The 12,641-nt window shown below is 72.1% G+C and carries 11 protein-coding genes; 8 read left to right on the top strand and 3 right to left on the bottom strand.

Features of this window, described 5'->3' with window-relative positions; translation table 11 throughout:
• Positions 1 to 11 precede the first annotated feature (11 nt).
• Together rlmB and cysS are read right to left on the bottom strand one after the other, a co-directional pair.
• Positions 12 to 1,100, bottom strand: coding sequence for a 23S rRNA (guanosine(2251)-2'-O)-methyltransferase RlmB (gene rlmB / locus ABD352_RS39475; protein WP_344617696.1), 1,089 nt, complete (start codon positions 1,098 to 1,100; stop codon positions 12 to 14).
• Between the two features lie 2 nt (positions 1,101 to 1,102).
• A complete protein-coding gene (gene cysS, locus ABD352_RS39470) occupies positions 1,103 to 2,509 on the bottom strand; it encodes a cysteine--tRNA ligase (protein WP_344617695.1) in 1,407 nt (468 codons plus the stop codon).
• Between the two features lie 70 nt (positions 2,510 to 2,579).
• Here cysS and ABD352_RS39465 point away from each other — a divergent pair, with 70 nt between their 5' ends.
• The 4 genes from ABD352_RS39465 to ABD352_RS39450 all read left to right on the top strand — a co-directional run bounded on the left by ABD352_RS39465 (position 2,580) and on the right by ABD352_RS39450 (position 7,220).
• Positions 2,580 to 3,212 (top strand): IclR family transcriptional regulator, encoded by a 633-nt coding sequence (locus ABD352_RS39465; protein ID WP_344617694.1) that lies wholly within the window; start codon positions 2,580 to 2,582, stop codon positions 3,210 to 3,212.
• 156 nt (positions 3,213 to 3,368) lie between these two features.
• Positions 3,369 to 4,103 (top strand): NUDIX hydrolase, encoded by a 735-nt coding sequence (locus ABD352_RS39460; RefSeq protein ID WP_344617693.1) that lies wholly within the window; start codon positions 3,369 to 3,371, stop codon positions 4,101 to 4,103.
• Positions 4,096 to 5,235, top strand: a complete 1,140-nt coding sequence (locus ABD352_RS39455; RefSeq protein WP_344617692.1) for a 5'-methylthioadenosine/S-adenosylhomocysteine nucleosidase family protein — start codon at positions 4,096 to 4,098, stop codon at positions 5,233 to 5,235. The genes ABD352_RS39460 and ABD352_RS39455 overlap by 8 nt, the downstream gene beginning before the upstream one ends.
• A gap of 17 nt (positions 5,236 to 5,252) precedes the next feature.
• Complete coding sequence (locus tag ABD352_RS39450) at positions 5,253 to 7,220, top strand: hypothetical protein (RefSeq protein ID WP_344617691.1); 1,968 nt, start codon at positions 5,253 to 5,255, stop codon at positions 7,218 to 7,220.
• A 7-nt stretch (positions 7,221 to 7,227) separates the two neighbouring features.
• Here ABD352_RS39450 and ABD352_RS39445 read toward each other — a convergent pair whose 3' ends face one another.
• Positions 7,228 to 8,829 (bottom strand): DUF885 domain-containing protein, encoded by a 1,602-nt coding sequence (locus ABD352_RS39445; RefSeq protein ID WP_344617690.1) that lies wholly within the window; start codon positions 8,827 to 8,829, stop codon positions 7,228 to 7,230.
• Between the two features lie 31 nt (positions 8,830 to 8,860).
• Here ABD352_RS39445 and ABD352_RS39440 point away from each other — a divergent pair, with 31 nt between their 5' ends.
• The 4 genes from ABD352_RS39440 to ABD352_RS39425 all read left to right on the top strand — a co-directional run.
• Positions 8,861 to 9,409 (top strand): GNAT family N-acetyltransferase, encoded by a 549-nt coding sequence (locus ABD352_RS39440; protein WP_344617689.1) that lies wholly within the window; start codon positions 8,861 to 8,863, stop codon positions 9,407 to 9,409.
• A 61-nt stretch (positions 9,410 to 9,470) separates the two neighbouring features.
• Complete coding sequence (locus ABD352_RS39435; protein ID WP_344617688.1) at positions 9,471 to 10,865, top strand: hypothetical protein; 1,395 nt, start codon at positions 9,471 to 9,473, stop codon at positions 10,863 to 10,865.
• Complete coding sequence (locus ABD352_RS39430) at positions 10,862 to 11,581, top strand: hypothetical protein (RefSeq protein ID WP_344617687.1); 720 nt, start codon at positions 10,862 to 10,864, stop codon at positions 11,579 to 11,581. Before ABD352_RS39435 ends, ABD352_RS39430 begins: the two co-directional genes overlap by 4 nt.
• The coding region (locus tag ABD352_RS39425; protein WP_344617686.1) for a hypothetical protein at positions 11,581 to 12,641 on the top strand (1,061 nt) is incomplete at its 3' end. The genes ABD352_RS39430 and ABD352_RS39425, both read left to right, overlap by 1 nt.

Raw genomic sequence — 12,641 nt, 5'->3', positions numbered from 1 at the left:
GCCCTCAAGATCTACAGAGCGCGACGACGTGCTACCTCGGCGAGCGTCACGGCGGCGGCGACGGAGGCGTTCAGCGACTCCACATCGGACACCATCGGGATGCCCACGCGCAGGTCACAGGTCTGGCCGACGAGCCGGGACAGGCCGCGGCCCTCCGATCCGACGACCACGACCAGCGGGCCGACGGCGGCCTCCAGCGCGTACAGGGAGGCCTCCCCGTCCGCGTCGAGGCCGGCGACGACGAAGCCCTCTTCCTGACACTGCTTGAGCGAGCGGGTCAGGTTGGTGACCTGGGCCACCTTGACCCGGGCCGCGGCGCCGGCGCTCGTGCGCCACGCGGTCGCGGTGATGGCGGCCGAGCGGCGCTCCGTGAGGAAGACGCCGTGGGCGCCGAACGCGGCCGCGGAGCGGATGATCGCGCCGAGGTTGCGCGGGTCGGTGATGCCGTCGAGGGCGATGAGCAGGGGCTGCGGGCTCTCCAGCGCCGCGGCCAGCAGGTCCGCGAACGGCTCGTAGGCGAACGGGGGCACCTGGAGGCCGAGGCCCTGGTGCAGTACACCCCCGGTCATGCGATCGAGCTCGTTGCGGCTCACCTCGAGGATCGCCACGCCCCGCTCGGCGGCGGTGCGCACGGCCTCCTTGACCCGCTCGTCCATGTCGATGCCGAGGGCGACGTAGAGCGCGGTGGCCGGCACGTGCGTGCGCAGGGCCTCCACCACCGGGTTGCGCCCGACGAGCAGCTCCGGCCCGTCCTTGGGCGCCACGGACTTGCGCCCCGGCGAGACCCGGGCCTTCTGCGCAGCCGCCTTCTTCGCCGCCGGACCGAACGGCCCCTTGCCGGCGGTGCGCTTCGTCCCGGGCTGGCCGATCTTCGGGGTGCGGCCCTGGGCGGCCGCGGACCGGCGCTCCTTCTCCTGCTTCCAGGCGGTGCGGTCGGGCAGCGGCTCGTCGCCGGAGTACCCCTTGTGCCAGGGCCGCTCGTCGGCGGGCAGGGTGCGACCCCGCCCGGCCAGCGACTGGCGGTTCTTGCCGCCCGAGCCCTTCGTCGCGCCCTTCTTCGAGGCGACCCGCTTGCCGCGGCGTTCGGAATTTCCAGGCACGACTAATGCTCCAAGGTCCATCGGGCGCCGGCCGCGGTGTCCTCCACCACGACGCCGGCCTGGTTGAGCTGGTCGCGCACCGCGTCGGCGGCGGTCCAGTCCTTGCGTGCGCGCGCTGCCGCCCGCTGTTCGAGGGCAAGCGCGACCAGCGAGTCTACGACCTTGGTCAGGTCGCCGGCCTTCGACTGGCGCCACTGCGGGTGCAGCGGGTCGACCCCGAGCACGTCGAGCATGGCCCGCACCTGCGCCAGCGCGCTGCGCACGGCCGCGGCATCGGCGCTGGTGAGGGCCGTATTGGCGTCCCGCACCGCGTCGTGCAGCACCGCGACGGCGCGCGAGGTGTTCAGGTCGTCGTCCATCGCTTCCGCGAACTCCGCCGGTACGTCACCAAGCTCGCCATCGCCGACCAGCTCCGCGGCGCGGAGCACGAAGTTCTCCAGCCGTCGGTAGGCGACGGCCGACTCGCTGAGCGCCTCCGGCGAGAAGTCGATCACCGAGCGGTAGTGCGGGGCGAGGAGGTAGTAGCGCGCCTCCACGGGCCGCACCCCCGAGTGCTCCAGCGACTCGAGCGACACCACGTTGCCGAGCGACTTGGCCATCTTGGCCCCGCCCAGGTTCAACAGGGCGTGGTGCACCCAGTAGCGGGCGAAGCCGTGCCCGGCCGCGCGGGACTGCGCGATCTCGTTCTCGTGGTGCGGGAACTGCAGGTCGAGCCCGCCGCCGTGGATGTCGAACTCGGTGCCGAGGTAGCGCCAGCACATGGCGGAGCACTCGATGTGCCAGCCGGGCCGGCCGGGCCCCCAGGGCGAGGGCCAGTAGGCGTCGGCGGGCTCGTCGGCCTTGACGCCCTTCCACAGCGCGAAGTCGCGCGGGTCGCGCTTGGCCCGCTCGGGCCCGTCGGCGGCCGGCTCCATCGCGTCGGGCCGCTGCCCGGACAGCGCGCCGTACTCGGGGTAGGAGCGCACGTCGAAGTACACGTCGCCGCTGCCGTCCACGGCCGGGTACGCGTGCCCGTCGTCGATCAGCTTCTTGATCAGCTCGTGCATCTCCGGGATGTGCCCGGTCGCGCGCGGCTCGTAGGTCGGCGGCAGCACGCCGAGTCGCTGGTAGGTCGCCGCGAGCAGCCGCTCGTTGGCGTAGGCGATCGACCAGAACGGCTGGCCGGCCTCGCTGGCCTTCTGCAGCACCTTGTCGTCGATATCGGTGATGTTGCGGATGAACCGCACCGCGAACCCGGACTTCAGCAGCCACCGGCGCAGCACGTCGTAGTTGACGCCGGAGCGAAGGTGACCGATGTGCGGACCGGCCTGCACCGTGAGCCCACACAGGTAGATGCCGACCTGCCCGGGCGTCTTCGGGACGAAGTCCCGGACAGATCGGGTGGCGGTGTCATACAGGCGTAGGGTCACGAGTGCAAGAGTAGCCGTCGGGGCGCCTGGGTATGGTGTGCCCCTTCGGCGGTTCACATAGCCTTGGGCCGTGGCAACCGAGACGGCGCAGACCCTGGACCGCGGGCTGCGGCTGCTCCACCTGGTCGCCGACACCCCCGCCGGCCTCACCATGACCGAGGCCGCCGTCCACCTGGGCGTCGGCCGCGCCGTCGTCTACCGCCTGGCCGCCACGCTCGTCGAGCACGGCATGATCCGCCGCGACCGCTCGGGCCGCCTCCGCCTCGGCGCCGGCGTGCTGCACCTGGCCCGCCGCGCCCAGCCGCTGGTCGCCGACGCGGCCCTGCCCGCCCTGCGCCGCCTCGCCGAGTCCGTGGGCGCCACCGCGCACCTGACCATCGCCGACGGGGGAGAGGCCTACGCCCTGGCGGTCGTGGAGCCTTCGTGGACGCAGTTTCACGTGGCGTACCGGACCGGCTCCCGCCACCCGCTGGAGTCCGGCGCCGCGGGCAAGGCCATCCTCGCCGGCCGCCGGGGCGATCACTCGGCGGTGACGACGACCGGCGAACTGCAACAGGGCGCCCACGGCGTGGCCGCCGCCGTCGCGGGCGTGGAGGGCCTGGAGGCCAGCGTGGGCGTGGTCGCCCTGACCGAGCTCGACCCCGTGACCGTCCCCGCCGAGGTGGTCACCGCGGCAGCCGCGATCGCCCGCGCCCTCGCCTGAGCCGGGTCACCCCGGGCCGGCGTGATGATCATCCCGTCCTCGCGCCTGCGGCCGTAACTCTCCTCCAGCGGCTGTCGCGAGGATCTCGGACGGTGTGCACATGGCGCACACTCGGACCCTTCCTGTCACTCTGACAGGAAGCTATCGTCAATATTCATGGACGACGATGACTGGCGGGCGCCGGCGGTGCCGCTTGCCGTGGATCTCGTGATTCTGACGCTGCGGGAGTCTCGCCTGCATGTGCTGCTCGTCGAGCGTGGTGTCGACCCCTATCGCGGTGCCTTGGCGCTGCCGGGCGGCTTCCTGAGTCATCTCGAGGAGGGGCTTCTGGACGCCGCGCGGCGGGAGCTGGCCGAGGAGGCCGACCTCGCCGAGGTTCCCTACCTCGAGGAGCTGGGCGTGTACGGCGATCCGGGTCGTGACCCTCGCGGGCGAGTGGTGTCCGTGGCGTTCCTCGCGATCGCGCCCCGGCTTCCGGAGCCCGTTGCCGGCACTGACGCGGCCGCCGCCTCCTGGCGGCCCGTCGAGCCGTTGTTGAGCGGCGAGGAGGAGCTGGCCTTCGATCATCGGAGGATCGTGGCGGACGGCGTCGAGCACGCCCGCCGGAAGCTGGAGCACTCCGCCCTCGCGACGGCGTTCTGCGACGCGACCTTCACCATCGCGGAACTGCAGCAGGTGTACGAAGCGGTCTGGGGGATCCGTCTCGACCCGCGGAACTTCTACCGCAAGGTTCAAGGCGCGCGAGGCTTCATCGTCGCGGCCGGGCCGGCCCGGCGAACCGATGGCGGCCGTCCGGCTCGGCTGTTCAGAGCCGGGCCGCTCCACAGCCTGTATCCGCCGATGGTCCGGTCCGCCCATGCCGTACACGAAGGGGCGCCGATCGATGAGTAGCGTCCCGATCGTCATCCTTACCGCCCTGGATCTCGAGTACCAGGCGATCCACGCTCATCTGAGCGGGTTGACGATGCAGCGGCACCCGGCCGGCACAAGGTACGAGACAGGCCGGCTCACGCGCGGCACCTGCCGGATAGCGCTCGGGCTCGTGGGGGCTGGAAACCAATCGGCGGCGGTGCTGGCCGAGCGGGCGATCACACAGTTCAGGCCGAGGGCGATCCTCTTCGTCGGGGTGGCAGGTGCGCTCTGGCCGCACGTTCAGCTCGGTGACGTCGTGGTCGCCAGCCGGGTCTACGCCTACCACGGTGCGACGAGCCAGGACGACGGCCTGAAGGCGCGCCCCCGGTCCTGGGACATCTCGCACGAGCCCGACCAGATCGCCCACGGGTTGGCCCGGGCCGGGACCTGGGCACGGTTCCTGCCGGCCGGCGGAGCCGCGCCCACGGTGCGCTTCGGGCCGATTGCCGCCGGCGAGGTCGTGCAGGACTCCGCCACATCCGATCAGGCCCGCTGGCTCAGGGACATCTACAACGACGCGATCGCCATCGAGATGGAAGGCGCCGGTGTCGCGCAGGCCGGCCATTTCAACCGATCGCTGCCGGTCGTCGTGATTCGCGGGATCAGCGACCGCGCGGACGGCACGAAAGCCACCACGGACAGTCAGAGCTGGCAGCCCCGAGCGGTCGAGAACGCGGCGGCGTTCGCCGTGGCATTGGCCGACGAACTGGCCCGCGAGCTCCCGCAGGTCAGCCCCTCCACAACGCGAAGGGATCATGCCGTGAAGAACGTCGCCAGGGACAACGCGCGCGTCGGCGTACAGGCCGGGAGCATCGCCGGCTCAGTGTTCATCGGCGCGGTGCCGGACGCGCCGCTTCACGTCGCGGAGGAACTCGCCGAACTGCGCCGGATGGTTCAGGCGGCGTACGTCGACGGACGGCTGGACGAGGGCACCTACGAGGCCGCGGCCCATGAGCTCGACGTTGTCGACGGCGTGCTGCCGCCCAGCACCGAACAGCGGCGTGGCGAGATGCTGGTGGCGCTGAAGAAGCTCGCCGGACTCGTAATGGACGTCGCCGAGCTCGCGGCCAAGGTCACCGCGCTCGTCGTGGCAGTTCGGGGCATGTCATGACCGTCGCAAGCCCCCGAGTGGCCAACACGGCGAGCGGATCGGCAACGGTCGGCGTGCAGGCGGAGGCCATCCACGGCGACGTGAACCTGTACTACGCGCCGCCGGACGCCACGCCGGCGGAAACGTTCGAGCTCGGCCTGCGGTACCTCAGCGGCGGCATGCCCGAGAAGGCGCGAGAGTGCGTCGGCGACGCGGTTGCCCGCGGGTACGTGACCAGTCGGTCGTGCTTCTATCTGGTCCTCGCGATGGTGAGCGGGCGGACCGTGCAGCAGATGACGGACGCGGATCTCACCGCGCTGCGCTCGCTGCGCGGACGACTGTCCCGCCAGCCGCGCGACGCCTGGACCGATGCGGCGGGGGCCGTCATGCGCCTGATCGACTCGCTCGAGAGCCACGAACAGGACCCGCGGATACTCATCAAGGAACTGGAAGAACTCGCCCCCGCACAGCGGATCGAGATCACCCGTCACCTCGAGATCTTCCTGCACGGGCCGTTGCAGGACTGGATCTGGCAGCGGGCCTTCGACCAGGCCCGGCGGGACCAGCGCGCCGACAATCGGACCGAGCGGGTATGGAAGTTCTTTCACCCCAGACCCGCCAGGGCTCGAGTGCGGGTGCCCCGACCCGCCAAGGTCGACCTCGTCGTGTACTTGCGGTGCGCGGCGGCGAGCATCGTTCTCGCGCTGCTGACAGCCTTCGTCGCCTGGGCGGCCTGGCAGCAGGACTGGCCGATCACCCTCTCGACCCTGGCGGTTGTCGTCGGTGCCGCGGTGGTGTCCGCCCGGACGATTGCCGAGTGGCGTTTCAGGACCGTTCGCCGCGGCGCCAAGGACCGTGCGCTCCTGCCGAGGCAGCGCCGGCCGGTCGGTGCCGTCGATGGGTTCACGCGAAGGATCGAGCGATCCATCGACCGCTACTTCGGCAGATATGTGCCCGGCAACGCCGACCGAGCGGATTGGCTGGCCTTCACCAGCGGTATACGGGCGGCGTTGCGGGACGAACTCGCGGAGCTGTACCGCGAGAGCCGGATCAGCGCCCGGCGGGTGGACTGGCTCATCCGGTTCACAGCCAGCGAAGTCAAGAGCGGATGGCAAGAGGGCCACCTGTGGGAGTACCGAACGCGCCTGCGAATTCCCGCGCACCTCAAGGTGCTGTGCGTGCTGGCGATCGCGGTCGTCGGGGGAGGGCTGGGCCGGATCGTGGCCGAGGCCGTCGAGAGCCGGCCGTTCAGCGCCATCGGCGCCACCGTAGTCGGCCTGCTCGCCGGTTGGGCAGCGATCCGCGACGGCCTCGGCATCTTTGTCGAGCATCGGCGATTCGCCGCCGATGTCGCGGAGGCCGAGGATCTCCTCGAGGCCAGGGTGGCGGCGTACGAGCGCTGGTGCCAGAGGTTGGCCGACAAGCCGAGCGATCTGGAGATGGCCCGATGGCTGGACTGCGACCGCAAGGTACTCATGGACGACGCGATGCGGCACTACAAGCTGGCGCCGCGAAATCTTGTCGCACACGCATTCATCGAGGCGCCGGCTCCGGGCCGCAAGCAGGCACGGGTGCGGAACGGCCCGTGGCGATTCTCGCGGTACCGGCTGCTGATCTTCCTGCTCACCGAGGACGGCGTCCGGCAGATGACCGTGGAATCCGACTTCGAGAAGGCGCGGTTTCACGGAATGGACCGGCTCAACTACCGCTTCGACGCGGTGGCGGCGGTGCAGGTCGCCGAGGCCGATGACGGCCACAAGACGTTCGAGCTGACGTTGGTCAACGGGCACCCGATCGAGGCCGTGGTGACGGCCGTTTCGATCGAGCCTCACGAGGATGAACGTTCCGTCTCCCGGGTGACGCTCGACGCCGCCGGCCTCAGCAACACCCTGCATGTTCTGGAGGGCATCGCTGCTGAGGGGAAGCAATGGATCCACCACGAGCGCCTCCGCGAGGAGGGCCGGCTCGGCAAGCTCGCCAGCGCGGTGCACGAGATGTTGGAGTGACGTTCCGTTACAAGGACGACGTGCTGCCCTCGATCAGGTCGTCCAGGACGTCGAGGGGGAGCGGGCCGTGGGCCAGGACCTCGTTGTGGAACGCGCGGATGTCGAGGGTGGCGCGCGAGCGCTCCCGCAGTTCCTGGATCTTCAGGCGGCCGATCATGTACGCCAGGGCCTGGCCGGGCATGGCGATGTACCGGTCGACCTCGTTCTCGATGTTCGTCTGCGACAGGGCGGTGTTGGCGCGCATGTAGTCGATGGCGCGCGAGCGTGACCAGCCGAAATGGTGCATCCCCGTGTCCACGACCAGGCGGCACGCGCGCCAGGCGTCGAACGAGACCATGCCCAGGCGGCTCAGCTCGCCGGTGTAGAGGCCCATCTCGTCGGCGAGGCGCTCGCTGTACAGGCCCCAGCCCTCGCCGTGGGCGTCGAAGTAGGCGAAGCGGCGGAACGCGGGCAGGTCGGTGCGCGACTGGGCCAGGGCGATCTGCAGGTGGTGGCCGGGGACGCTCTCGTGGAAGGCAAGGGCCTCGTACTCGAAGCGGGCCCGCAGGTCCGGCCGGTGCGTGTTGACCACGTGGGCGCCGGGGCGGGAGGCCGCCGGGGGCATGTAGTAGCCCAGCACCGAGTGCTCGGCCTCGGCCGGGTCCATCTCGCGCACGACGCACGGCGCGATGTCGTAGTGCGCGAACCAGTCCGGCAGCGCCGCCTCGGCCTCGCGCAGCGCGCGCGTCACGGTGCCGACGATCTCTTCCGCGGTACCGAAGCGGAGGCTTCGATCTTCGCGGAGCCGCACGAGGACGTCGTCGACGTCCGTGGTGCCCAGCGCGCGCCCGCCCCGCTCGGCGAACTCCTCGCGCAGCCGCGCCACCAGCTCCAGGCCGGTCCGGTGGATCTCCTCGGGGCCGAGCTCGGTCGTGGTGCACGCCGCCACGAGCCCGAGGTAGCCCTCCGCCCCGCCCGGCACGTGGCACAGCCCCACGTGCTCGTCGTCCCGCGCGACGGGCAGCAGACGCTCCTCGAGGGTGTTGCGGAACCGCACGACTGCCGGCCGTACCGCGGAAGCCACCACGTCCGTCGGGAGCCGCCGCAGCAGCGGGTCCCGCTCGAGCGGCCCGGCGAGGTAGGCGTCGGCCTGCGCGATGGCCTGCCGGACCCCGACCGCGGCCGGGAACCGCCCGTCGGCCGCGGCCTGCAGGTACCGGCCGACGTAGGCGTCGAAGAACCCCGGCAGCTTCTCCAGCCGCGCCAGGTACTCCGAGTCGGTCCCGGTCCCCGCCGGCACGGTCGACACGACCAGCGCGAGCGGCCCGCTGCCCCCGGCCGTGACCCCGACCTCCACGACCCCGTCGGCGAGCACCCGCTGCCCGTCCCGCAGCAGCCGGCGCAGGATCGCGTGGCTGATCCGGTCCTCGCCGACGAGCCCGGCGGGGTCGATGCGGTCCAGCTCCCCGGCGAGGCGGGCGAGTTCGGCGCGGTGCCGATCGGCGGCCGCCCGGCTCGGATCGGGCACCTCGGCCTCGTGTCCCGGCACCCCGAACACCCCGGCCGCGAACGGATCGGCCGCGTAGTGCCGCCGGAAGTACTCCTCGCCCAACCGGTCCAGCGCGTCCATGCCTCCAACCTAGCCCGTGGATGATGGCTGCATGTCCGTGCACCTGGAGACCGAACGGCTCGCGCTGCGGCGTATCACCGTGGGTGACCTCGACAACCTCGTGGCGCTCGATGCCGATCCCGAGGTGATGCGGTACCTCGGCCCGCCCACGCTCCTGCAGGCCATGCGGGACGAGGGGCTGCCGCGCATCCTCGCCTACTACGACCGCGGCGACGACCTCGGCTACTGGGCGGTGCAGGAGAAGGCCGCCGAAACGTTTCTCGGCTGGGTGTTCTTCCGGCCGCACCGCGACATCGACCCGCCCGCGCCCGTTGACCGGTCCGGGATCGAGGTCGGCTACCGGCTGCGGCGGGAGGCGTGGGGCAAGGGCTTCGCGACCGAGGCGTGCCGGCCGCTCGTCGTGCGCGGGTTCGAGGCGCTGGGCGTCGAGCGGGTGTACGCCGAGACGATGGCGACCAACGTGGGCTCCCGCCGGGTGATGGAGAAGTGCGGGCTGCGCCACGTCGCCACGTTCGACTACCCGGGCGAGGACGAGCCCGAGGTGCAGTACGCGGTCACCGCCCGGGAGTACCGAGCCTAGGCAGGCCCAACCCTGCGCCACGAACGGGTGATGCGTACGGTAGGTGGCCGGGGGTGATCGGGTGACGGACGTGCGGACCAGGTGGCGGGCGCTCATCCTCACCGACCCGGTGGCCCGGCTGGTGCGCAACGCCCCGCACGCCAACATCCACGAGGCCTACGACCTGCGCCAGCTCGCGCTCGCGGCGATTGACCTCGCCGTCGCCTCGCTCGGGTTCGCCCGCTCGCTCACCCTGGCCGAGCTGATCGAGTCGATCGCCGAGCTCGCGGGGCGGATGAGGGCGCCCGGCGCCGACCCGGCCGAGCACGAGGACGCCGCCCGGTGGGTGGTCAAGGGGCTGCTCAACGACGCCGACCAGCAGCGGGCCTTCGTCTACACCTACGACAACCGCGAGGAGTACGCGTTCAAGCTGCTCCAGCTCCAGGACGGCGCCGACGGGGCGGTGGTGCTGGCCTCGCCGCAGGCCGTGATGTTGTACCTCAGCGGCCTGGACCTCGACGTGGACGACGCCGAGGCCGCCTTCTCGGTGGTGCTCCAGCGGCAGCTGCGCGACCGGCGGTTCGAGGCCGCCGGGCGCACCGCCGTGCAGGCCGAGCGGGCCTCGGTGGCCATGTCGGCGTCGCTGGCCGACGTCCTCGACGCCACCAAGCGGGACGTGCGCTCGGTCGACTGGGTGGCCGATGTGCCGCAGCGCCTGGCCCGCGCCCGCGAGCACGTCGAGGCCCGCATCGCCGCCGACGCCGAGGTCCTCGACCACGTCGCGGCCGGCATCGACGCCGAGACCGACCCCGCCGTGCGCCGGGCCTCCGGCGACCTCGTCGACACGCTGCGGCGCATCCGGCAGGTCCACCTCGACCTCGCCGACCGGGTGAGCGGCGCGCGGACGATCTTCATCCAGGCGCAGCTGCAGCAGGTGTTCGCCCGGCGCGTACACCTGCGGCTCCTCAACGTCGAGCAGGAGCTGCTGCACCCCGTCCTCGGACTGCCCGCGCAGCAGGCGGCGACGGTCGCCGAGGCGTTCGGGGACCGGGTGCTCGGCCTGCAGATCCCGCGGCTGCTGCAGCTGGACAGCCTGATCGACGTACTGCTGGCGCCCCCGAAGGCCGAAGGGAACACCGACCTGGACGCCGAGGAGCCCGGCGAGACCGAGGGCGTGGACCCGCAGTCCTATCCGGCGCACGTCGTGGCGGCCGCCACCCGCATTCTGCGGCGCGCCCAGGAACGGCCCGTCGCCCTTTCCGAGCTGCTCAAGAACATTGACGACGATGAAACGGCGGAATTGGTGATGCTGTCCGCGCTGTGGGCCTATGCGCCCGATGTCGCCGACCCCGAGGAACAGCGCTCCGCCGATTTGACCGCCCTCGTCGCCGAGCGCACCGGCGGGACCCTCGAAAACGCGATGGTCTGGGGCGACGAGCTGCTGGTGAAGTACAGCGAGGAGGAAGACGAAGCGTGACAGTGCCGATCGAGGACGTCCGGGCCGCGGCCGAACTGGTCGCCCTGGGCCTGCGCACCGGTGCACGGCCGACCGACGCGAACCCGTACGGGCGGCTTCTGGAGCGGTACCGCAGCCAAACCCTCTTCCGCGACACGGTCGACACCGTCGCGAGCGGGCTCGGGCTGGTCGTGCTCGGCGCGCCGGCGCGGACCGGGCTCGTGCTGAGCACCCAGCCCGGCAGCGTCTTCGCGGTGCGCATGGGCGACCTGCGCAGCACCGGCATGTCCGCCGACGAGAAGCTCATCGCCGGCCTGGTCGTGCTCGGCGTCGCCGCGTACGCCTTCCCGCAGGAGGCCGACCTCGACAGCAGCGAGGTGAAGACCGTCGAGGTCGCCGCATTGGACAAGTTCGTGCGCGACTCGATCGAGCGGGTCCTCGCCGTCCCGGGCGACCCCGAAAGCGTGGACGGGCAGGCCCGCACGGCCGCCGAGCTCTACCGGCGCACGGCCGCCTTCCGGCCCAAGGACCGCCAGCCCGGCCCGGCGAAGGGCTGCACCCAGTTCGCCGTCGCCGAGGTTCTCGGCTGGCTGGTCGAGCGCGGCGCCGCCCGGCAGATGCCGCAGCTCGGGGCCAGCACCTTCCAGCTCACCGACCGCTTCCGGCTGCTGGTCGCCGACGTGGCCGGCGGCGAGGCGCTCGAGGCGATGAAGGCCGTCCGGGCGGGGCAGCACTGATGGCGGCCCCCGCGCGGCTGTGGCGCATCCGCAGCATCTACCTGGACCGGATCGGGTCGGCGGCGGCCCGCTTCCGCGACGTCCGGCTCGACCTGACCGGCCGCGACGGCGCCCCGCTCGACACGATCCTGTGGATGCGCAACGGCGGCGGCAAGTCGACCCTCATCGCGCTGCTGTGCGCGCTCATCCGCCCCGACCGGCGCGACTTCCTGGCCACCGCCACCACCGGCCGGCACCTGGAGGACTGCATCCTCGGCGCCGACACCGCGCACGTCGTCGTCGAGTGGATCGACCCCGCCGGGCAGCGGCTGGTCACCGGCGGCGTCTACGAGTGGGCCGACAAGGCGCAGCCCGCCGACCCCAACGCCTCCCACGAGCGCCTGCGCCAGGCCTGGTACGCGTTCACCCCTTCCGGTGACGTGCAGCTGCCGTTCGACGCCGATCTCAAGGACTTCGTGCGGGCGGTCGAGGGGCTGCCGCACGAGACCGAGCCGGTCGTCACCACCAAGCAGGAGCGCTGGACTCAGGCGCTACAGGACCGCGGCCTCGACCCGGGGCTGTTCACCGCCATCCTGAAGATCAACGCCACCGAGGGCGGCATCGAGCACCACTTCAAGTTCAAGACGGCGGACGAGTTCGTGCAGTACCTGCTCGCCCTCGTCACCGAGCCCACCTCGGCCGGCAAGGTCGCCGGCATCCTGCGCACCACCCGCGACCGCCTCGCCCGCCAGCCGCGGCTGCGCGCCGAGATCGCCTTCTGCGACGAGGCCGTGGCCCTGCTCGCCGCCCTGGAGCAGGCCCGCGCCGCGCTGGCCGGCGCCGAGGCCGCCGCCGGGGCCGCCCGCGACGACGCCGCCACGCTCGCCGCGTCGCTCACGGCCGCCGTCCAGCTCGCCCTGGCCGCCGCGGAGTCCGACGCCGGAGCCGCCGAAGAAGCCCAGGATTCGGTACGCCAGGAGGCCACCCGAGCCGAACAGCTCGACGCCGAGGTGCGCCACTACCGCCGCCGCGCCGCCGAGCTCGCGCTGGCCGACGCCGAGGCGACCGCGACCGAGACCGG

The organism is Dactylosporangium salmoneum (assembly GCF_039532525.1).
Classification (GTDB): Bacteria; Actinomycetota; Actinomycetes; order Mycobacteriales; family Micromonosporaceae; genus Dactylosporangium; species Dactylosporangium salmoneum.
Note: the sequence above shows the minus strand (reverse complement) of the source record. Positions and strands in the feature narration are given on the sequence as shown.